The sequence below is a fragment of the Microterricola pindariensis genome, assembly GCF_002936985.1.
Classification (GTDB): Bacteria; Actinomycetota; Actinomycetes; order Actinomycetales; family Microbacteriaceae; genus Microterricola; species Microterricola pindariensis.
Window position 1 is genome coordinate 1 of record NZ_MPZN01000035.1, and the last position, 22523, is coordinate 22523.

Annotated in this window: 11 protein-coding genes; 8 read left to right on the plus strand and 3 right to left on the minus strand. The window is 70.6% G+C overall.

What is annotated here, in order from left to right; all coding sequences use genetic code 11:
* Positions 1-33 precede the first annotated feature (33 nt).
* Positions 34-1344 carry an Nramp family divalent metal transporter gene (locus GY24_RS11000; protein WP_104475692.1) on the minus strand — a complete coding sequence of 437 codons (1311 nt, stop codon included), beginning with the start codon at positions 1342-1344 and terminating at the stop codon, positions 34-36.
* A gap of 199 nt (positions 1345-1543) precedes the next feature.
* Here GY24_RS11000 and GY24_RS11005 point away from each other — a divergent pair, with 199 nt between their 5' ends.
* From GY24_RS11005 to GY24_RS11015, 3 genes are all read left to right on the plus strand, one after another.
* Positions 1544-2188: a TrmH family RNA methyltransferase gene (locus GY24_RS11005; RefSeq protein WP_104475726.1), complete on the plus strand. Its 645-nt coding sequence runs from the start codon at positions 1544-1546 to the stop codon at positions 2186-2188.
* Between the two features lie 222 nt (positions 2189-2410).
* Positions 2411-11560 carry a DUF5979 domain-containing protein gene (locus GY24_RS11010; protein WP_133161178.1) on the plus strand — a complete coding sequence of 3050 codons (9150 nt, stop codon included), beginning with the start codon at positions 2411-2413 and terminating at the stop codon, positions 11558-11560.
* 94 nt (positions 11561-11654) lie between these two features.
* Positions 11655-14270 (plus strand): LuxR C-terminal-related transcriptional regulator, encoded by a 2616-nt coding sequence (locus GY24_RS11015; RefSeq protein WP_104475696.1) that lies wholly within the window; start codon positions 11655-11657, stop codon positions 14268-14270.
* A gap of 9 nt (positions 14271-14279) precedes the next feature.
* On the opposite strand, the gene GY24_RS11020 is transcribed toward GY24_RS11015, so the two are convergent.
* Both GY24_RS11020 and GY24_RS11025 read right to left on the minus strand, forming a co-directional pair.
* A complete protein-coding gene (locus GY24_RS11020; RefSeq protein ID WP_104475698.1) occupies positions 14280-16175 on the minus strand; it encodes a YhgE/Pip family protein in 1896 nt (631 codons plus the stop codon).
* A complete protein-coding gene (locus tag GY24_RS11025) occupies positions 16172-16828 on the minus strand; it encodes a hypothetical protein (protein ID WP_193953567.1) in 657 nt (218 codons plus the stop codon). Before GY24_RS11025 ends, GY24_RS11020 begins: the two co-directional genes overlap by 4 nt.
* 153 nt (positions 16829-16981) lie before the next feature.
* Between GY24_RS11025 and GY24_RS11030 the strand changes: the two genes are divergently transcribed.
* The 5 genes from GY24_RS11030 to GY24_RS11050 all read left to right on the plus strand — a co-directional run bounded on the left by GY24_RS11030 (position 16982) and on the right by GY24_RS11050 (position 22520).
* Complete coding sequence (locus tag GY24_RS11030) at positions 16982-17770, plus strand: ATP-binding cassette domain-containing protein (protein WP_133161179.1); 789 nt, start codon at positions 16982-16984, stop codon at positions 17768-17770.
* Complete coding sequence (locus GY24_RS11035; RefSeq protein ID WP_104475702.1) at positions 17770-19860, plus strand: YhgE/Pip domain-containing protein; 2091 nt, start codon at positions 17770-17772, stop codon at positions 19858-19860. The genes GY24_RS11030 and GY24_RS11035 overlap by 1 nt, the downstream gene beginning before the upstream one ends.
* A gap of 33 nt (positions 19861-19893) precedes the next feature.
* Positions 19894-20550, plus strand: a complete 657-nt coding sequence (locus GY24_RS11040; protein WP_104475704.1) for a TetR/AcrR family transcriptional regulator — start codon at positions 19894-19896, stop codon at positions 20548-20550.
* 291 nt (positions 20551-20841) lie between these two features.
* A complete protein-coding gene (locus GY24_RS11045) occupies positions 20842-21945 on the plus strand; it encodes a magnesium and cobalt transport protein CorA (RefSeq protein WP_104475706.1) in 1104 nt (367 codons plus the stop codon).
* 62 nt (positions 21946-22007) lie between these two features.
* Positions 22008-22520 carry a DUF3151 family protein gene (locus GY24_RS11050; RefSeq protein ID WP_104475708.1) on the plus strand — a complete coding sequence of 171 codons (513 nt, stop codon included), beginning with the start codon at positions 22008-22010 and terminating at the stop codon, positions 22518-22520.
* Positions 22521-22523 lie beyond the last annotated feature (3 nt).

Consider the following 22523-nt stretch of genomic DNA (forward strand, 5'->3'; position numbering starts at 1 on the left):
ATGGCGGGGGTCGTGGCAGGCATCGACCCCAGACTATCCGCCGAACAGCAGCACGAGCAGGGTGACGTTGAGCGTGATGAGCAGAACGGACGCCACGGCGCCCGCCGAGGTCGTCACCCAGCGGTTGCGGTACGCGCCGAGCACGCCGGCCTTCGCCGTCAGCCAGACCAGCGGCACCAGGGCGAACGGGATGCCGAAGGAGAGCACCACCTGGCTCAGCACGAGCGCCTGGGTCGGGTCGAAACCGCTGCCGAGGATCAGCAGCGCCGGGATCAGCGTCACGAGCCGGCGGGCCACGAGCGGCACCCGCACGTGCAGCAGGCCGTGCATGATCTCGGCGCCGGCGTACGCGCCGACCGAGGTGGAGGCCAGCCCGGAGGCGAGCAGCCCGACAGCGAACAGGGTGGCGACGACGGCGCCCATCGAGTCGTGCAGCGCCGCATAGGCGCCCTCGAGGCTGTCGGTGCCGGCGACGCCCTGCAGGTTCGCGGCGGCGAGCAGCAGGATGGCGAGGTTGACGCTGCCCGCGATGACCATCGCGATCGAGACGTCCCAGCGGGTGGCGGTCAGCAGGCGCTTCGTGGTGAGCCCGGATGCCCGCACCTCGAAACGGTCGCGGGCGAGCGCCGAGTGGGCATAGATCGCGTGCGGCATGATCGTCGCGCCGAGGATGGACGCGGCCAGCAGCACCGAGTTGGTTCCCTCAAAGCGGGGGACCAGCCCGCCCAGCACCCCCTCGGGTGACGGTGGCGCGATGAAGACGCCGGCGGTGAAGCCGATGGCGATGATGGCGAGCAGGCTGATGATGACGCGCTCGAACACGCGGGGGCCGCGTCGGGTCTGCACGGCGAGCATCACCATCGACACGGTGCCGGTGATGACGCCGCCCCAGATCAGCGGCAGGTTGAACAGCAGGTTGAGCGCGACGGCGCCGCCGATGATCTCGGCCAGGTCGGTGGCCATCGCCACGAGCTCGGCCTGCAGCCAGTAGCTGCGGCGGGCGTGCCGGTTGCGGATGCGGGAACCGAGCAGCTCGGGCAGGCTCTTGCCCGTGACGATGCCGAGTTTGGCCGAGAGGTACTGGATCAGCCAGGCCATCACATTGCCGGCGACGACCACCCAGACGAGCAGGTAGCCGTACTCGGCACCGGCGGTCATGTTGCTGGCGACGTTGCCCGGGTCGAGGTAGGCGACGCCGGCCACGAGGGCGGGGCCGAGCAGCCAGAGAATCCGGTGCTGACCGCCGCGGCCGAGGCGCGCGGCACGGCGCTGGGCAGGGCTCGCGGCGGGGCTCGTGGCGGTTCCCGCTCCCCGCGCCTGCTCGTCGTTGAGTGTTTTAGGCATGCCTAAAACATAGCAACTTTTAGGCACGCCTAAAAGCCCTCGCGCCTGCCTCCCGGTTGCCACACATCGGGGGTCCGCGCGCACCGCACCCCTGATTTGCGGCAACCGGGAGGGGGCGCGGGGGAAGTAGCCTTGTGTGGTGAATGAGCAGACGCAGGATGCCGCGGCCGACGGTGATGAAGGCCGGGGCGCGGAGGTCATCGCGCCGACCCCGACCGTCGAACTCAGCACCTGGGGCGTCGGGCCGTGGCCCGGCGGCCGCGAGGAGTGGCCGGACGAGGACTACTACGACCCCGAGCTGCTCGCGCACGGTGACACCCGCAATGTGATCGACCGCTACCGGTACTGGCGCATGGAGGCCATCGTGGCCGACCTCGACGAGCACCGGCATCCGTTCCACGTCGCCATCGAGAACTGGCAGCACGACATGAACATCGGCTCGATCGTGCGCAGCGCCAACGCCTTCGCCGCCGACACCGTGCACATCGTCGGCCGGCGGCGCTGGAACAAGCGCGGCGCCATGGTCACCGACCGCTATCAGCACGTGCTGCACCACTCCACCGTCGACGAGCTCGTCGAGTGGGCGCGCGCGGAGGGGCTGCCGATCATCGCGATCGACAACGTTCCCGGCTGCGTGAAGATCGAGACGTTCACCTGGCCCGAGCGCTGCCTCATGCTGTTCGGCCAGGAGGGGCCCGGCCTCTCGCCCGAGGCGATCGCCGCCGCCGACGCGGTCGTCGAGATCACCCAGTTCGGCTCCACCCGCTCGATCAACGCCAGCGCGGCCGCGGCCGTGACGATGCACTCCTGGGTGATGCAGCACGTGGACTTCTCCACGCAGTAGGCCCGCGCCTCGGTTAGGGACAAAGCGCCCCCAGTTCGGGGTGCAAAGGGTGATTTTCGGGGTGAAATCGGTCCTCACTACGGGGGACAGTTTGGGGTACAGCCACTCGGACTGGGATTCTGGAAGCGTAGCCCGCCCTAGACGCACGTGCCCGAAGTTCTCGGTGACGAGAATGTCGCGCGACCGGGCTGCACGCCCGATCCGCAGCCCAGGGGGATATCCATGCCTGTTCCACGTTTGCGCTCCAGCGCGCCTGCCCACCGCGCACCGCGTCGACGGTACCTCGGGCAGACGCGCCTCTTCTCCGTGGCGGCCGCGTTCCTCTCGGTTGTGGCGCTGCTGGCGGGAGGGCTCGTCGTCGGCGGAGTTGACGGTGGCCAGTCGCACGCGGCCGAGATCGAGTCGGAGCTCGCCCTCACCAAGACGGTGACCGCGCCGAACACCTCCCCGTACGCCCCCGGCGAGACCTTCAGCTACACGATCGAGCTCCGCTGCAACGTTGTGAGCGCCGACGTCTGCACCGACGCGCAACTCACCGACGCCCTGCCCGCACCGCTGGTCTTCGACGATGGCGTGCCGGACCCGGTCCGGGTGCAGGGAGTCTCGGCTCCCACGGTCACGCTGGACGGCACGTCCTTCACCGTTGACTTCACCGCCAAGGGCGAGAGCGGGACGGGCATCCTGGGCGGCGAAACGTACTCCATCGCCGTGTACGTGAAGGTTCCTGCCAACGTCAGCGGTGACCTCGACGGCACCGAACTCGTCAACGTCGCTCACGCGACAGCCTCGAACGCGGAGGCAGTTGAGAGCCCGGCTAGCATCACGCTCGAAGTGCCCGTGGTTCTGGACTCGAGCGTCGCCAAGTCGGTCGACAACAAGCAGGTAGCCGGGGCAACGGTTCCGGCTGTTGCAGATCAGCCCGTCGTATACACCGTCGGCGGCGGCAACGCCTCGAACCGCGCGGTCGATACCCTCGTCATCCAGGACCCGGCCGACGGGTCGACGAGCCCGCTGGGCGGATACCTCGACTTCTCCGGGATCGGCTCGATCACGGCGCCGACCGGCGCGGACCGGGTGAAAATCGAGTACCGCGACGCCCTCGGCGACTGGGTTGAGGCCTATGCGACCGGCCCGATCCCCGCCGACACCACCGGCATCCCGGCCATCGATCCGTTGACCGATGTCAAGGGCCTCCGGTTCACGTTCAGCAAGAACGGCGGCCAGCTGCCGCCGAGCCCGGCGGACGGCCAGGCCGCAATCGTCATCAACACGGTCACCAACAGCACCGTGAGCACGATCCCGCAGGATCAGTCGGTGACGATCCCCAACACCGCCGCGTCGCACGTCACGCTCGGGGCCACCGCGACCCCGCCGAAGACCGCCCCGGCCGACGTCGTCGTCAGCAACACCGGCCCGCAGGTGGGCGTCACCAAGGTGTTCACGAAGGACGCCCTGCTCGCCGGCGAGTCGACCACCGCGCTGATCACCGCGACGAATGGCAATCGCGCGGTGACCGAGCTCGTCATCGCGGAGCCGTCGCCTGGCGCTGCAGACCTCGCCGCCCAGGGTCTCGATTTCGGTGGCTTCACGGACGACCTCGAGTGGCCGGCCAACGCCGATGCTGCGAGCGTCGAGTACGACTACGCGGACGGAACCTTCGAGACCATCGCCGCGGCCGGTGTTGACACGCTCCCCGCCGCACCGGCGGGGAAGACTGTAGTCGGCTTCACCGTGCGCTTCACCGGACCGATCCAGGCCAACGCGACCACCGACATCTCGTTCACCGTGACCGCGCAGCCGGTCCCTGGCGCGGACGACGTCACCAATACCAATGAGACGACCGCCACCGTCACCGACGTCCATGGCAAAACCGGCATCGACGACGCGCAGGACGACCTCACACGCCAGCCGGCGCGCGTCTCGACCAGCGTCGAGAAGAACATCGCGCGCGAGGAGCTGTGGGCCGCGCCCGGCGCGGTGAGTTCCGTCTCCATCGTCGGCGCCGTCAACGACGCCGGGTCGAATGCGTCCACCGTCGGCTCCGAGCACCTCACCATCACCGACCCCGCCGACACCGCCACTCCGAGCGAGTTCTGGAACACCTTCAACCTTGCGCGGGTCACCGCCGGCGTGCCCAGCAACGCCAACCTCACGGTGAAGTATTGGGACGGCTCCGACTGGCAGACTTTTGCGGGCGCCGGCCTGATCGAGGGCAGCGCAAATTGGGACTTCACCGTGCCGAACGCGCTCAAAGACACCATCCAGGGCGTGCAGTTCGTCTACACCGGCAAGGACGGCAAACTCCTGCCGCCCGGGTTCACGGCCGCGCCTTACCTGAGCGTGCAGACGCGCGACGAGTTCCGCGACGGGAGCGGCAGCGTCGCCGACGCGGCCAAGGCCGCCGATCCGCTTGTTGTGGCGAACCGGGTGTCCGCCGCGGTCAGCAACCCGAACGACACCACACCGGCCGACAACAAGGCAGAGGCCGACGACACGATCAGCCTCAAACCGCTGGACGGTGCCGGTGTCGGTCCCGACCTGATCGAGAAGCGCTGGCTGAGCGACGAGGTGTATGCGTTCAGCGATGAGCAGCGCACCGCGCGCCTCAGCTGGTCAACCGAGGGGCTGCCCTTCACCACGGTCACCGTTGTGGACGACCCAACCCCCGGCGCCGCTTTCGGCAACATCCAGGCCTCCGTCTACGACGCCTTCGACCTGGCCAAGATCGAGCCGATCACCCCTGCGCTCGACCCGCTGATCGCCTACGACAAGGTTGAGCGCGTCGAGCTGTTCAACGACGCCTCCGACACCTGGGACGACATCACCGGACAGGTTTGCACCCCTTCCGCCGCCTGCGACGGCGCATTCCCCGGTTACGTGCTGACAGCTGCCGAGCGCGCCTCGACTCTGGCCGTGCGCCTGACCTACGCCGAGGGTTCCAAGCGCACTTCGGAGGTCGCGCCCCCTGTCGACAGTGGAGTCGCCGCGTCGTACAACCACGAACGCGGACTCGACCTCACCTTCCAGATCCGCCAGAAGAAGCGCAGCGGCGGGCCAGTCGTCGGCGACATCCACACCGACACCTACAACACCGGCGTGCGCGGCCTCGTGAAGAACACGGTGAACCTCAGCGGGCAGGGTGCGCACAACGTGTCCCAGAACGCCGATGACACGATCACGATTCGCGACACCCCGGTCAACGTCGAGATCACGAAGACGTTCGACCAGAACGAGCTGCCGGTCCCGCCGGCCGGGACCGACGCCGGCAAGTACCCACTGGTGACCGCAACCATCGTTGCGACGAACACGACCCAGCAGGGAGTCAAGGTAGACACCCTGAGCGTCTCGGACCCTGCTGCCGCGCAGGCCGCCCCGACCGCATACAACTGGCTCAACCTGTACGCGATCGGCCGCATCACCGTGCCGGACGCCGCGACGACATCGACGGTCACGCTGACCAGGGTGGGCGGCGCCACCACCGATTACACGATCGCCCAGGCCCAGGCCCTGACAGCCACTGCGCTGGCGGATGTGATCGGCGTCAGTGTCGCGCACTCTGACCCGACCAGGGCCACGATCGTGTCTGGCGCATCGAGCACGCTGGAGCTCACCTTCCAGATGCGAGAGTTCCAGCGTGACAGCCCAGGCACCGCGGTCGCCGTCGGCAACCAGGCCCGGAATGTGGCCCACACCGATGCCAGCCGCCCGGGTGGGCACACAATTGACGAGGCAGAGGGCACCTCCGAAGCCACCGTCGGGTTCGTTGCCGCCACCTACGGCGTGCTGGCGGACAAGACGCTCGCCCCCGCCACCCGCTTCGAGGACCAACCCCGCACCGGGTACCAGCTGACCCTCACCGGGCAGCCGACCGGCAACGTGCGCACCACCAAGCTCACGATCTCCGACACCACGCCGACCTTCTGGAACGCGTTCGAGCTGGCGTCTCTGCCCCAGGTGTCGCTGCCGACCGGCGTGCGTCAGCTGCGCACCTCGGTGCTGGTCGGCGTCGAAGCTTCCCTGGTCGGCTCGGTGCTGACGCACACCTGCGAGTCCGACACCGATCTCAGCGCGTGCTGGGTCAGGGGCAACTGGGAGGACGCCGCCACGAACGGCACCATCACCCCGAAGCTGCCGGACGGCATCACAGCCGCCGACGTGCGCGGTGTGCGCTTTGAGGTGCGCCGCGACAACGCCTCGAGCAACTGGGAGCGCCCGCGAAACCCGCAGGTCGTCATCAAGGTCAATGCGACGCGCCTGGAGAACTTGCGCGTCGGCCCTGGCGGCGAAGTCGACAGCTACCTTGCGCCGACCACCCGGATCGGTGTCGGTCTGAGCGCCGCCCCGGGCGAGACGGTCCAGGGCACGACCAGCAACGTGCTCGACGTGCACGGAGACGGCTCGTGGGGGACGCCGCAGGCGCCGGCAACCCTCTGGACCGGCGACGCCGCTGACTCGGCCAACACGGTGCTCCAGCACCGTGTCAACCGCATCAAGGTGGAGAAGGCGCCGGGCAACGGCGCCGGAGGCGCGGTCTCCCAGCAGTACCCGCCGGACTTCAGCATCCCGTACGCCATGACGATCACGAACACCGGCGACTGGAACATCACCGGGCTGAAGCTCGCCGACCAGATCGCCGTCGACGGTGGGGGCGCGCTCCTCGTTCCGATGACGGGCGCCGACCCGGTCTTCAAGTTCACACTCTCCAACCAAGCCACTGGTGCGCTGCCCAACACCGGCTTCTCCGCGTCCCTCGACGAGAGCAGTGGAGCGGTCGCGATCACCGTCCCGGCGTCCTTCGTCTTCAAGCCGGGCGACAAGATCGTCATCCAGGCCGCGCTGATGTTCCGCCTCGGCCTCGTGCCGAGTACCCCCGTCGAGAACTCCATCACCGCGACCAGCGATCGTGTCTTCGAGCGGTGCGAGTCGACGCTGAACAACCGTCCCCGCACGGACACGACGAACGTCGCCTCCTGTGAGGCGTTGACGACGGTCAACCCGGCGGCGTCGGCCCCGATCGGTGTGGCCAAGGCCGTCAAGGGCGTGGCAGCCGGTGTTCCGGACGCGCAGCCCGGCGACGTCAACTACGACGACCTCGGCGTGCTGAGCACGTCGGCATCGGGCTCTGCGGCCGCCTGCGCCACGCCGAACGCCGGCGGTGGGTACTACACGAACAGCTGTGTGCCGATCACCCGACCCGGCGGCGTCGAGTCCTGGCGCATGACCTTCACGAACCGCGGCAACATGGCCAGCGATTCCATCGTCGCCATTGACGTGCTTCCGGCAGTGAACGACACCGGCGTTGTGACCGCTCCGAAGCGAGGCTCCGCGTGGTCTCCCACGCTGCTCGGCAACGTCGCGAGCAATGCTCCGGGCGCCACGGTCAGCTCGTTCTACACGAACGTCACGCCGGCGCGTGCCTGCAACGGCAAGGACATCGAGTACACCGCCCGCGTCGGCGACATCCCGACGAACGACGCCTGCTACCGCGACGTCAGCACGCGCGTCTGGACACCGTTCGACGCCAACACCGCCGAGTCTGAGCTCGCCGCGGCCAAGGCCGTGAAGTTCGTGATCAGCTTCGCGACCGGCGCCGGCTTGGCTCCGGGTGGAGCCGCGTCGCTGACCTTCGAGACCCGCACCCCGTGGGTGTCGGATGCCGCGGTCGCGAGCGGTCTGCCCATCGCCTGGAACACGGTTGCCGCCGGTTCGCGCGGCACCGACGCCGGTGTCGAGATCTACCAGGGCCCGGTCGAACCCGTCCGGGCCGGCGTGGCCGCCCCCACCGGCGTGATCGCGCTGAAGAAGAACATTGACACGCCTGCGGGCTGGACGGCGCCCCTGCCGAGCGGCTACGACGTCGGCCTGCAGTGCGTCTCCGGTGTGACCCCGGTCACCCTCGTCGGCGCGGGCGGCGTCAACCGGTCCACCGCGACCGTCGCCGCCAATGGAACCGTGCTGTACTACGGCGCGGGCACCAACCTTCCGCTGTTCTCGACTTGCACGGCCGGAGAGCTCCCCAGCCAGGGCGCAACGGCCAGCTACGACCCCGCGGGTGCCAACGGGCGCTCCGGCAGCATTGAGGCGCTGCGCGGGTTCGGCGACCGCGCCGACGTGCACCACCCGTTCGAGGACGCGCCTGAGCACAACCTGATCGAGGTCACCAACAGCTACGAGTACGCCGGGTTCTCGGTGACCAAGACCGTCGATTCCGGCGGTGCGCTGAACCAGGATGGCGAGGGAATCGTCTACTCCGGGCCGTACAACTTCCGCGCCAGCTGCCAGTTCCTCGGCAACACCGTGCTGAACGAGACGTTCTCCCTCGGCATTGACGGGGTCAAGGAGTTCACCGCTCTGCCCGCCGGGGCCACGTGTTCCGTCACCGAGACCGGCCGCGGCGGCGCATCCTCGACCAGTTCGGTGTTCACCCAGGCCGGCTCCGCGCCGGTTGCGGGCACCGGCCCGACGTCCTCCTTCACCCTGACGGCGGATGACGCACAGGGTGATTTCACCAGCGCACTCGTCATGAAAAATGTATTCACCGTCGGCGCTGCCACCATCACCAAGGCGTTCGCAGGCAACGGGTCCACCGCGTGGGGCAACGAGTCCTTCACCGTCGGCCTCAGCTGCACGCTCGCCTCGGCCAACCCGCAGACGGTGTTCGACGGCACGAAGGTGCTGACCAAGACCGCCCCGGTGTGGAACGTGGCCGGCCTGCCGACCGGAGCAAACTGCACCGTCACCGAGCCGGACAAGGGCGGAGCCAATGGCACCGCCTTCTCGCCGAGCAGCTTCACCGTCGGCGCGAACGCCAGCGTACCCACGGCGGTGACGGTGACGAACACCTTCACCACGGGCACCGTGAACGTCGTCAAGCTGCTGGCCGGCGCACCTGCCGCCTCGCTGGCCCCGGCCATCGACGACGAGTACACGATCGAGCTCTCCTGCACCAGGGATGTGAATGGCGTCAGCCAGCCCATCGCCATCCCCGGTGGAGCTGAGCGCGCCCTGACCGTGGCGGACGCCGTCGCCTACGACGGCCTCCCGACCGGCGCGGAGTGCACCGTGAGCGAGACCGGTCTCGGCCACGCGCAGAGCTCGACGATCAGCCCGAACGGCGGCGTCGTCACGGTGGGTGACAGCAACTCGCCCGTGGAGGTGGAAATCACCAACACCTTCGAGAACGGCTCGCTGGAGATCACCAAGACCGTGAGCGGTGCGGGGTCCTCCTTCGCCCCGGCCACGTTCGACGCGACCGTCAGCTGCAGCTGGCAGGGCGCCGCGCTGACCCTGCCGGATGGCGGAGCGGTCACCCTCGAGCCGGGCGTGCCCGCCTCGATCGGAGACCTGCCGCTCGGCAGCGTCTGCTCCATCGACGAGTCCGACGCCGGCCAGACGTCGTGGACGGCCACCCCGGCATCCGTGACCGTCAGCAGCACGAGCGACGCCGCAGAGATCGCCGTCGACAACGTCTACGAGCTGGCCGGCCTGCGCGTCGAGAAGACGGTGCAGACCGGATCGACGGTCAGCAGCCTGCCGACCCGCTTCGGCTTCAGCGCCCAGTGCACCTTTGAGGGCACGGAGGTGCTGCCGCTGACCTCGTTCACCCTCAACGCGGGGCAGCACCGCGACTTCACCGGGCTCCCGGCCCGCTCGGAGTGCACCGTGACCGAGACCGACGCCCGCGGCGCGGACAGCACCGTGAGCAGCGTGACCGTCGTGGACGCGACACTCCCGCCGGTCGTCGACCAGGCGACCAGCACCGTGGAGATCCCGGAGCTGACCGCCGACGCGAGTGGCGAACTGCAGAACACGGTCGGCTTCACCAACCTGTTCGACTCCTCGGCTCTGGTCGTGCAGAAGCGCCTTGAAGGTGGCGCCGCGACAGTGGGCACCGACAAGACGTTCGACATCGCCGTGGTCTGCACCCTCGCCGGCGAGGACCCGGTGACGACGATGCTTGCCCTGAACGCCGGCAACGGCTTCAGCGCGAGCCTGGGCGAACTCATCGTCGGCACCGAGTGCTCCATCGTGGAGCAGGGCCTGCAGGGCGCCGACTCCGTGGTGATTGAGCCGAACGACGGCTCCGACCTCACCGTTGGGCTGGTCACGATCCCGAACGCCGGCAGCACGCTCGTCACCGTGAGCAACTGGTACCTGAGCGGCTCGCTCGCGGTCACCAAGGCCATCGTCGGTGACGCGGCCGCCGCGTTCGGCACCGGGGACTTCACCCTCGAGCTCAGCTGCACGCTGAACGGCCAGGCGATTGCGGTTGCCGGGGGCAGCGCGCGCACCGTGAGCGCGGCCGCGCCGTCGGCTCTCTTCACCGGTCTGCCGACCGGCGCGGAGTGCGCGCTCAGCGAGACCGGCAACGGCGGGGCCGGCGCAAGCCGGATCACCGACGCGGTCGGCACGACCCTCGTCGGGGACGCCGCGGACGGGTACACCTTCACCGTGGCGACCGACGCCAGCGTGCTGGACGCGGCTGATCAGCCGCAGCCGGAGCTGGTCGTGGAGAACACCTTCAACTTCGCCGCGGTCACCGCGACGAAGACGGTGGAGTCCGCGATCCTGGGCGCCGACGGGGAGCCGTTCGACCACGGCGAGTTCGAGCTCGCGCTCTCCTGCACCCTCGACGGCAACAGCGTCTCGGCCGCGGAACCGCGCCTGCAGAAGCTCGCCGCCGGCGAGAGCGTCAGCTGGACGCAGCTGCCGGAGGGCGCCGACTGCGAGATCACCGAGACGGACACCCGAGGTGCCCTCGGCACCACGATCGTGTCCGAGCAGGGCGCGGCGAAGACGGCCGTCACCGGGCTCAGCCTCGCGCTCGACCCACTGCTCGCCGTGGGCGGCGCGAACACGGTGTCGGTCGTGAACGAGTTCGCCGCGGCATCCGTCACGCTGCGCAAGGTCGTCGACGGCACCGCGGCAGACACCGTGAAGCGCAGCTTCCCCGTCGCGCTGTCCTGTGTGCTCGTCAACGAGCAGTACCCGGCACCCGGGCTGATTGTGCGCGACGCCGTGCACGAGATCGGCGGCAGCAAGGACCTGACGGTCACGGATGACACGCTGCCGGCCGGTGTGGAGTGCACCGTCACCGAAACCGACACCGGAAACGCGACGAAGACGACCGTGACGGTCGGCGACGAGGTCACCGACGGCCCAACCGCCAGCTTCGTGATCGCGGCCGGCGCCGTCGGTTCGGCAACGGTGACGGTGACGAACACCTTTACCGCTCCGCCCGCCGACGGGCTGAGCAGCACGGGTGTGCAGGCGGCCGCAATCGCCGGCACGGCGCTGTTGATCTTCGGCCTGGGTGGTGTGCTGCTGTTCGTCGGCCGACGCCGTCGCGTGAACGGCCGAGCAACCGAGTAGTCGACGAGCCAGTAGCGGGCGCCGGGGCATTGCCCCGGCGCCCGCTTCGTTGGGTGATAGTTTCTAGCTAAAGCGAGGAACGAGACCAGCCCGAATGCTCAGCAGCAGCACCACCGTCCAGGCCGTGCCGTTCCCCGAGCGTCACCTGCTGAGCAGGCCGCGGTTGCTGCGCAGGCTGAACAGGCGCGCCGCCCTCGTCGTGATCCGCGGCAGCGGCGGCAGCGGCAAGAGCACGCTGCTGGCCGACTGGGCCAGGCAACAGCGGGCAACCGTGATCTGGCTGGATCTCGATGCGACGCTGTCCGACCCGGAACCGTTCTGGCGCGCCGTGCTGCAGGGTGTTCCGGATGCCGCAGGCAAGGCCGTCGGCGAGGCGTGGCGTGACACCGCCGAACTGCCCGCCTCGCGCGGGCGCGTGCCGCTGATCCAGGCCGGCCTGCGCGGGCTCGACCAGCCCATCGTCCTCGCGCTGGACGGCGCGGAGCACCTCGCCCCGCAGACGGTCACAGAACTCGTCTCGGTTCTCGCCGTCGTGCCGATGCTCGTCGTCGGCGCCGCCACCCGCGAGCGCGGCCTGCTCGAATCGCCCGCCATGCGCATGGCCGTGGACACCGTCGTCGTCGACGGCGCGGAGCTGGCCTTCACCACCGCCGAGACGGCCGAGCTGCTCGCCGCCGCCGGCCTCCCCGCCGACGACGTGACGGTGGGGCTCGTGCGCGCCGCCAGCGGGGGCCATCCGCGCGCCACGCGGGCCGCGCTCGGCGCGCCGAGCTGGCCGGAGCGCCCGAGCGCCGTGGAGCTGACTCGGCACCTGCTCGCCATCGCGGACGCGGCCGACCGGGCTGTTCTCGATCTCGGCGCGGAGGACAGCGGACTGCTGGCCCTCGCCCGCCAGTCCTCGCTCGTCGAGGAGCTCCCGCTCGGCCTCGCCGAGACCCTCGCCGAGACCCTCGCCGAGACCATCGCCGGTCCCGGTGCGGATGCCGCCGGGTTGCTCGACCGGGCGGAATCTCTCGGCCTGGGCAGCTGGGGCGGCGATCCGTCCGCGCGGGTATTCCACTTCACCCCGCTGGTGCGCGTCATCCTGCGCCGCGAGCTCGCTGCCCGCGGCGAGGCAGAGGCGGCCGGTCGGCTGGCCATCGGGTGGCTGCTCGCGCACGACGGGATCGAGGCCGCCTTCCTGCTGGCCGCGCAGACCGGCGAGTACGAGCTGGCCAGTGCCGCCGCCGCGCGCCGCTTCGACGGCCTGCTCGTCGACTACAGGGCGGAGGTGCGCGCGGTGCTCGCGCCCGTGCCTCTGCAGACGATGCGCCAGTTTCCACTGCTGGCGATGCTGCTCGCCGTCTCGTACAACGAGGTCGCCCGGCTGCGCCCGCGCGCGCTCGAGTACTTCGACCTCGCGATCCTCGGCGCGAAGGCGGTGCGCCCCGGCCTGGGCGTGACGGAGGCCATCGTGCTGGACACCATGGTGAGCTCCGCGCTGCGAGTCACCGCGCAGAGCGGGCGTGCCGCGCGGGTCGCAGCGAGCGCGCTCGACGGCTTCAGCGCGCTCGGCGAGGAGGAGCGCGAGCAGCTCGGCCTCCTCAGCACCACCGTCACGACCCAGTGCGGCCTCTCGCTGCTCTACGGCGACGAACCGGATGCCGCACTCGCCGCATTCAGGCTCTGCCCGGCTCCGCTGGACTCCCCGCACAGCCTGCGTGTGCTGTCGGCGCAGGCCGGTACGCACGCGCTCATCGGCGAGATGGCTGAGGCGGCCGTCATCGTCGCAGAGGGCCGGGCGCGGACCTGGCCGCGGGGCTGGGCCGACGGCTACGTCGGCTCGCTCTTCCAGCTCGCCCAGGCGCTGCTGGCGATCGAGGCGCTCGAGTTCGAGGCAGCGCGGGCGCATCTCAACGCCATCGACGAGCACATCGGCACGATCGAGCACTGGGGGCTCTTCGCCGGGGCGCAGGCCAGGCTCGACCTCTATTCCGGTGCGGTCGCCGGGCTCGACCGCCTGAATATGGCACGGCACCGGCGGCGCGGCCGCACCGACCTCGACGTCCGCGGCCGGGCCGACCTCGACATCGCCGCGAGCACGCTGCACCTCGCGGCCGGCAACCTCCGTGCGGCGGAGGCCGATCTGCCGACCGCCAAGCGGCCCGGCCCGGCCGTGCTGGTGGCCCGTGCCCGGCTGGAGCTCGTGCGCGAAGCGCCGGATCTCGCCCTCGCCGTGCTGGCGGAGGCGGCGCCGCTGCCGATGACGCCGCGCCTGCGGGCGGAGCTCACCGCGCTCACCTGCGCCGTCCGGCTCCGGCTCGGCCGCCGCGATGAGGCGCGCGACGCACTGGAGAGCCTCGCGGCGACCCTGGAGGGCTTGGGCCTGATGACCCCGCTGGCCCTGATCCCCGTCGAAGACCTCCGCGATCTGCGCGCCCTGGCCGACGCGGGCGGCTCCGCACAGGCGATCCGGGTGCTCGGCCAGGCAGTGCCGGCGGTGCTGCGCCGCATCCGCGCGCTCAGCCTCTCCGAGCGCGAGCGTGTCGTCCTGCGCGAACTCGTCGCCACCAGCAGCACCGCCGAAATCGCCGAGGCGCTCTTCGTCTCGGTGAACACCGTCAAGTCGCAGCTGCGCAGCCTGTACCGCAAGCTCGGCGTGAGCTCGCGGGAAGAGGCACTCGTCGTCGCCGCGGCGCAGCGCCTCTTCGATGGCCCGGATGCCGGCTGAGCCGCCCCACTAGCCGATCAGGCTCGGCTCCAGGTCACGCAGCGTGCGGAAGTGCGTCATCCTGGCGACGCCCAGCGCCGCCAGGACGAAGGCGATCGCACCCCACGTCGCGAGCACGCCCAGGTCGGCCCAGGCCCGGCTCACGTCCCCGCCGTACATGAGCTGTCGGATGGCGTCGACCGTGTAGCTCATCGGGAACACGTGGTGCAGCCCCGCGAGCGGCCCTGGCAGCGTCTGCCAGGGGAAGGTGCCGCCGGCGGTCACCAGCTGGAGCACCATCATCACGAGGCCGATGAACTGGCCGACGCTGCCGAGCCAGACGTTGAGCGCGAGGATGATCGCGGTGAACACCATGGAGGACAGCGCCATGATGCCGTAGCTGGCGAGCGGGTTCGAGAAGTTGAAGCCGAGGGCGACGGCGACGACGAAGAACAGACCCGCCATCTGCAGGGTGCCGATGAGGGCAGGGGTCAGCCAGCCGGCGACGGCGATCTTGATCGGCGAGTGCAGGGCGGTGATCGCCCGGTTCGACACCGGCTTCACGATCAGGAACAGCGCGTAGATGCCGATCCAGGCGGCCAGAGCGATGAAGAATGGCGCGAGGCCGGCTCCGTACGTGCCGGCGGCGGCCACCTGGCTGGTGTCGATCGCGACCGGGTCGGCGATCGTCTGCGCCTGGTTCTGCCGGCTCTGCTCCGTGCTCTCCGGGATCTGCTCAACGCCCCCGCTCAGCCCGCCGGCCAACGTCTCCAGCCCGCCGTGCAGGGTGCCGAGACCGGCGCTCAGCGCCGCGGAACCGCTCGCGGCCTGGGCGGCGCCATCCGCCAGCGCCGCTGAGCCGTTCGCGGCCGCCTGCGCGCCCTGCGCCAGCGCGGGCGCCTGCTCGGCCAGCTCGCTGGTGCCGGCGGCGAGCTCTGCGCTGCCGGATGCCAGCAGGTCGAGCTTGCCGACGGCATCCTGAACGCGCGCATTGCCGTCGCCGATGCGCGCGCCGACCTGGTCGAGCGCCGCCAGGGCGGCGGCCACCTCCGCCTCGCTCAGGCCGGCGGCGCTGAGCCGGGCGGCGATGTCGGCGCGCACGGCGGGCAGATCGTCGACGACTCCCTGCGTCACGCCGCCGATCTCGTCGCCAATGCGGGCGATCTCGGCGTTGCCGGCCGCGACCTGGCCGGCGCCGGTGGCGAGCCGCGATGCGGCGTCGGGCAGCGCGGCCGCGCCGCCGGCGAGGGTGCCGAGCCCGTCGCGGAGCGTGGCAGAGCCCGCCGCGAGCTGCTCCGTGCCGCTGGCCAGGGCCGTCGCGCCCGCCTGCGCCTCCGCGGCGCCGGCCACCAGCTTGCCGGCGCCGTCGACGGCCGTGACGAGGCTGGACCGGATGGTGGCGAGCGCACCCAGGAACTGGGTCGCCGCCTGCTTGTTGACCGTGGCGACGATCTGCCGCTGGATCTCCTTGCTCGCCGTCTCGCCGATCGTGGAGGCGAGGTATCCGTTGGCGTCGTTGGTGGTGAGGATCACAGTGGCCTGTTGCGGCTCGCTGCCGGAGGAGCTCACCAGCTGTTCGGAGAAGTCGGCCGGGATGGTCACGCTGAAGTCGAAGGACGAGTCGTCGACGCCGGCCTGGGCCTCGGCCGCAGACACCTCGTGCCAGGCGAACGTGCCGTCCTTGAGGAGCTCGTCCGCGATCTGCTCGCCGTAGTTGGTGAAGCCGCTCGGGCCCTCCGCGCCCGTGTCCTCGACGACGAGCGCGACCGGGATCTCGTTGAGCTTGCCGTACGGGTTCTGATTGGCCCAGAGGTAGAGCCCGCCGTAGAGCAGCGGCACGATGCCGAGGGCGAGCAGGGCCAGGATGGCCATCGGGCTGCGGGTGAGGCGGCGAAACTCGGTCGCGACCATCTGTGGGATCTTCATGACAGCGCCCCATCCCGCGCGCTGTCCTCGAAATCGCCCGCCGCGGCCAGCTCCTGCGCGGCCTCCGCTGCGTCGATGACGCCCTTCGCGGCCGTGCCGCACACCACGAGCACGGCGAGCCCGCGCCCGGCGAGACCCTGCGCGATCCGCCACCAGTCCTGCGGATCGCCGCCGTGCCGGTCCGGCGCCGTCAGGACCAGGCCCTGCACGCCCGCCCGCAGCACGGCGAGCTCGGTCAGCACGTGGATGCGCATACGCGGGGGCACGTCTGCGATCGCCTGCCTGCCCCACTCGCCGGCCTCGAGCGTCGCCAGCATGCGCGAGGTGGCGAGCGGGTGGGACGGCCGCCCGGCAAACATCAGCTCCTCCGCGACCACGGCAGAGAGCGTGACCTCGCCGACGGGGTCGTTCACCGCCGGGGCGTCGATCACCGCCACCCGGCGGCGGAGCAGGCCGTCGTCGACTGCGCCGTCGACGCGCACGACGCCGGCATCCGGGCGCATCCGGCCGCTCGCGATGAGCGCCAGGACGGCGGGGCGGCGCTCGGTCTCCGCCGCGACGAGCGTGGCCGAGCCGGTGCGGTATCGGGCGCTGAGCGGGGGGAGCGCCGCACCAGCGCGCCCCTTGCTGACCATGTCGAGTGTGACGAGCATGTGTCCTCCTCGGTGCGCTCAATCCTAGGCAGCGGGTGCCGCGCCGCACAGGGGCTTCGTGGCCGAGCGCGTTTGCATCACGGTGCCTCCCGTGTCTAAACTGACTAGTCAGTACAAAAGGTTCTGGCATCACGAACAATCGGAAGGATCGACGTGCAGTCGATAGTGCGGGCGGAAGAACTCGCCCTCAACGCGGGCCGCGGCCGGGTCTACGGACCGTTCAGCGCCGAGATCGGTGACGGCCTCACCGTCATCAGCGGCCAGGCCGGCAGTGGGCGCACCAGCCTGCTGCTCACCCTCGCCGGGCGCATGAAGGCGAGCTCCGGCAGCCTCACCGTTCTCGGGCGCGAGCTGCCCCGCAAGGCGCGTGCCGTGCAGAAGGAGACGGCCATCGCCGGATTCCACGACATCGACACGCTCGAGGAATCGGTCACGATCGGCGCCGCCATCCGCGAGCGCCAGGCCTGGCTCTCGCCCTGGTGGCGCAACATTCCCCGGGCGGATGACGCCACCGTGCGCCGTGTCTGCCTGCCTGTCTTCGGCGCACCGGGGGAGCCCGGTGCCACCCCGCTCCCGACGGCGGCCACCCTCGTCTGGGACCTCGACGAGACGCAGACCGCGCTGTTCCGCACCGCCCTCGCCCTGATGAGCGGCCCGCGCATTCTGTTCTTCGACCAGGTCGAGCAGCTGCAGTCGCCCTCAGCCCGTTCTGTGCTCTGGGCGCGCCTGGACGCGCTCGGCCGCGGTGCGGCGGGGCGGCCGGCAACGGCCGTGGTGGCATCCGTCGCCGCCCCGGACACCGTGATCTGGCAGCAGCTGGGCCTCGCGCCCCAGGTGCTCCAGCAGGCCGCCAACGCGCCGGCCGGCCCGCGCGCCGCGCAGCCAGCAAGCACTCCCGCCGACGTCGACGGCCTCTCTGAACTCACGAAGGAGCTCGCCTGATGCTCGCCGTTCTCTCTCCCGGCACAGAACTGAAGCGCTTCCGCAAGGGAGTGATGCCGAAGATCGCCGTCGCCGTGCTGCTGTTCATCCCGCTGATCTACGGCGCCCTCTACCTCTGGGCGTTCTGGGCCCCCACCGACGAGCTGAAGAACCTGCCCGTCGCGCTCGTCAACGAAGATGTCGGAGCCGTCAACGACGGCGAGCGCATCACCGCCGGCAACGATGTTGTCGACAACCTGCTCGACGGCGGAGACCTCAGCTGGCAGGTGACGGATGCCGCGGACGCCCAGACCGGCGTCGCCGCCGGCGACTACTACTTCTCGGTCACCATCCCGGCCGACTTCTCGGCCAACGCCATCTCGGTCGGCACAGACACCCCCACCGCGGCCGTTGTCGACGTGAACTACAACGACGCGAACAGCTTCCTCGCCTCGACGCTCGGCACCTCGGCGATGGCGCAGCTGCGCTCCGCCGTGGGCGCCGAGATCGGCGAGCAGGCGGCCAACGCCGTGCTCGTCGGCCTGAACGACGCCGGTGACGGCATCCGCAGCGCCGCCGACGGCGCCACGACGCTGGCCGACGGCCTGAGCACCGCCCGTGACGGCGCGGGCACCCTCATCGTCGGGCTGGGCTCGCTGGCCGATGGCGCGGTGTCGCTGGATGATGGCGCGGCCCGCCTCTCCGAGGGGGCCGCGAGCCTCTCCGGCGGCCTGGCCACCCTCAACAGCGGGGCCGGCACCCTCGCCGCGAAGTCTGGCGACCTCGTCGCCGGCGCCAACTCCCTCGCCGGCGGCATGCAGGCGGCGGCCGACGGTGCGGCAACTCTCGCCGACAAGTCGCAGCAGCTCACTGCTGGCGCCGACACCATCGCCGGGGGCACGGCGGCACTCGCCGCCGGCGCCGGCCAGGTCTCCGGCGGCATCGACGAGCTCGTCGCCGCCATGCAGGCCGCCCCGGCCGGCACCCCGGCCAGCGCGTTCCTGCCCAGCCTGCAGAAGCTGCAGGCCGGTGCGACCGAACTGGGCAGCCAGAGCGCGGGTGCAGCCGCCCAGGTGCAGGGCTACGCCGGTTTGAGCGCCCAGTTCACGGCCGGCGTCGGAGAGCTCTCCAGCCAGCTCGGCGCGGGCGCCCCCGGCGCCGCCCAACTCGCCGACGGCGCAGCTCAGCTGTCGGCCGGGGCCGCGCAGCTGGCCGACGGTGTCTCCACCGCGGCATCCGGCGCATCGACACTCGCCGACGGCGCCGCCACGCTGAGCGCCGGAACAGGCACCCTCGTCGACGGCAGCGGCCAGCTCGTCGAGGGCGGCACCGCTCTCGAGGAGGGCGCGGGCCTGCTCGCCGACGGCAGCCAGGAACTGGCGCAGAAGCTCGGCGAGGGCGGCGACGCCATCCCCGCGATGAGCTCGGCCGACGTCGATGCGAAGGCCGGCGTGCTCGCCGAGCCCGTCGCGCTCGATGAGAGCTGGCAGAACAAGTCGGAGGGCTTCGGCGAGGGCTTCGCCCCGTTCTTCATCGCCCTGGCCACCTTCGTCGGCGCGCTCATCACCTGGCTGATCCTGCGGGCCCTGCCGACGCGTGCCCTCGCGGCCGGAGCCAGCGGCATCCGCGCCGTCATGACGGGCTTCCTGCCCGCCGTGGCGATCGGTGCCGGCCAGGTCGTGATCATGGTGCTGGTGCTCGTCTACGGCATCGGTCTGCAGCCGCAGTACTGGTTGGCCACCTCGGCCTTCATGTTCCTGGTCACGCTCGCCTTCCTCGCGCTGCAGCAGATGTTCATCATCCTGCTCGGCACGGCGGCCGGCCGCGTGGTGAGCCTGGTCCTGCTGATGCTGATGCTGACCTCCTCCGGTGGCACCTACCCGGTCGAGACGACACCGGCGTTCTTCCAGGCGCTGCACCCCTGGATGCCGGCCTCCTACGTGGTCAGCGGACTGCGCGAGCTGATCACCGGCGGCGTGGACTCTAGACTGTGGATCTCGGTGCTCGTGCTCGCTGGCATCCTCGTCGGCTCGCTCGCAGTCAGCGCGTGGAGTGCAGGCAAGCAGCGCATGTTCACCATCGCCAAGCTGCACCCCGAGCTGTCGATCTAGCCCACCCCAGCCACACAGAACGGATGATGCCCCATGGGTCGCTCCAGCGGAACGAAACGCGCCATTCTCGACGCGGCCCTCGAGCTGGCGGCGACCAGGGGCATCACCGGCACCACCATGGATGACGTCGCCGAGCGCGCCGGCGTCGCCAAGGGCAGCCTGTACTACAACTTCAGCTCGAAGGACCAGCTGTTCGAGGCGCTCCTCGAGGAGGGCGTCGGCGCGCTCGCCGAGAACCTGCGGGCCGCCCGCGGCACCCTCGTCGGCTGGGAGGCCATCGAGGCGCTGGTGGGGGCACTGCTCGACCGGATCGCCGCAAACGCCTCGCTGGCCAAGCTGATGGCGAGCGAGATCTTCCGCACCGATCGGGCCTGGCAGAAGACCCTGTTCGCGCTGCGGCACGAGGCGCTCGCCGTCTTCGCCGAGGCCATCGCCGAGGCCAACTCCCCGGCGAGCGAGCCCGGCGCGCAGCTGTCTGGCGCGCAGCTGTCTGGCGCGCAGCCGTCTGGCGCGCAGGGCGCGGATGCCGGCGCCCCGGCATCCGGAACGAGCACGATCATGGCGGCCAGTGTGTTCGGCGCCGTGCTGATGTCGGGGCTGGAGTGGCTCGTGTTCGAGCCGGAGCGCGGTCGCGACGAGGTCGCCGACGCGATCCTCGCCTCGCTGAGCGGGGCCTTCGCGCCTCGCTAACGCGAACCCCGCGCGGGCGCCCTCCCTCTCCCACGTCTGCTCGTGGGTGGCCTCCCTCTTCCACGGTGGCTCGAGGGAGCGCCAGCGACCGAAGCCAACCCCCGTGAAATCGCCCGCCGCGGCATCCATCCGCCACAAATGGTTCAGGATCGCGCTCATCGTGAGCATTCTCTGGCGAACGGATGACGGCACGCCGCGCTCGCCATGCGGAGCGCGGCCCAGGGGGCCCGCCACGGGCTTCGGACCGTAGGCTTGCGGTGACCTCCTTGGCCGATCAGCAGAAAGCACGCCATGCCACAACGACAGCACGACGGATCGACTCCGCGGCGCGGCGGGCTGTTCCGGCGCGGGAGCGTCGGCGCCACCCCCGCCGCCCCGGGCACGACGCGCCGCACCACCTACGTCGTGGACGGCCGGTTGACCAGCGCGCCGCCGCACACCTCGATCGCTGACGCGCTGCGGTTCTCCCAGGAGGAGCCCGGCCGCATCGCGCTCTGCCTGTTCCCCGACCCAACGGTCGCCGACATCGCGGAACTGGCCGACGCCTGGGGGCTGCACCCGGTGCTCGTCGAAGACCTGCAGGTCGCCGGCCAGCGTCCCAAACTGGAGCGCTACGGCGATGTGCTCTTCCTCGTGGTGCGGTCGGCGCGCTACGTGGATGAGGCGGAAGAGGTCGACTTCTCCGAGTTCCACGTGCTCGTGCGCCCGAACTCGGTGGCGGTGCTCTGCCAGGACGGCCGATGGGTCGACGGCTCGGATGACGCCACGCTGCCGCGCAACGCCGAGACCGCCGATCACACGCTGCTCGACGACTCCGAGCTGCTGGGGCTCGGGCCGGAGGCGGTCGTCTACCGGCTGCTGGACGTGATCGTCGACGGCTACACCCCGGTGCTGCGCGGCCTCGCGATCGACCGGGAGCAGATCGAGCGGCAGGTGTTCAGTGGCGACGCCGCCGTCGCCGAGCGCATCTACCGGCTGAGCCAGGAGGTCATCGACCTGCGGCACGCGACCTCCTCGCTGGTGGATGTGGTGGCGGCGCTGCGGAAGGGCTTCGACCGCTACGGGATCCCCGAGGCGCTGCAGACGTACCTGCAGGATGTGGCCGACCACCTGACGTTGGTCGATGGGCGCGTCTCGGAGCTGCGCGATTCCCTCTCGCAGATCTTGAACGTGAACGCGACGCTGGTCTCCCAGCGGCAGAACGAGGACATGAAGAAGATCTCGGGCTGGGCCGCCATCCTGTTCGCGCCGACCCTGATCGCCGCCGTCTACGGCATGAACTTCGACAACATGCCTGAGCTGCACTGGGCCCTCGGCTACCCGCTCGCGGTCGGCGCCATGATCGCGTTCGCCGCGGGGCTCTACATCACCTTCAAACGCAAGAAGTGGATGTAGCCCGCCCCGTCCATCCGAGACTCCTTAACCGGGTGTTGGAGCTGGGCGCGATAAGGTGGAGTGTGACTGGCGACGACTCGCTCGGCTCTGCCGAGACTGAACTGCCCGACGTGCCCGCTGTGCGCGAGGCGCTCGCTTCAGCGAATCGTGACGAGGTCGCAGACCTCGCGCTCCGGCATCCGGAGTCCCCACTCGTCTGGGCCGAGCTCTCTGACATCGCCCACGCCGACGGCCGCCTCGTCGACGCCTACGCCTATGCGGTCGTCGCCCACGCGCGCGGCCTCGAGGCCTTGGACGCCGCGGGCTGGCGCCCCGGCGACCGCGCGTCCTGGCAGCACCGCGCCAACCGCGGCGCCCTGCGCGCCGCCTACGCCCTGCGGCGCGCGGCCAGCGCGATCGGCGCGCACGATGAGGCCGACCGGCTCGGCGACTTCCTGCAGGGGCTCGACCCGGAGGCCGTGGAGCGGATCGAGATGAAGTACACCACCACCCAGCTCTTGCCGGTGATCACACCCGAGATGCTCGCGGCGACGCAGCCGCCCACTGAAGCCTTTGTCATCCGAGGAGAGGACTAGCAA

Coding starts and splice junctions, on each gene's coding strand:
- GY24_RS11000 (WP_104475692.1), bottom strand. CDS start 1,344: ATGCCTAAAACACTCAACGACGAGCAGGCGCGGGGAGCGGGAACCGCC.
- GY24_RS11020 (WP_104475698.1), bottom strand. CDS start 16,175: ATGAAGATCCCACAGATGGTCGCGACCGAGTTTCGCCGCCTCACCCGC.
- GY24_RS11015 (WP_104475696.1), top strand. CDS start 11,655: ATGCTCAGCAGCAGCACCACCGTCCAGGCCGTGCCGTTCCCCGAGCGT.
- GY24_RS11010 (WP_133161178.1), top strand. CDS start 2,411: ATGCCTGTTCCACGTTTGCGCTCCAGCGCGCCTGCCCACCGCGCACCG.
- GY24_RS11025 (WP_193953567.1), bottom strand. CDS start 16,828: ATGCTCGTCACACTCGACATGGTCAGCAAGGGGCGCGCTGGTGCGGCG.
- GY24_RS11045 (WP_104475706.1), top strand. CDS start 20,842: ATGCCACAACGACAGCACGACGGATCGACTCCGCGGCGCGGCGGGCTG.
- GY24_RS11035 (WP_104475702.1), top strand. CDS start 17,770: ATGCTCGCCGTTCTCTCTCCCGGCACAGAACTGAAGCGCTTCCGCAAG.
- GY24_RS11040 (WP_104475704.1), top strand. CDS start 19,894: ATGGGTCGCTCCAGCGGAACGAAACGCGCCATTCTCGACGCGGCCCTC.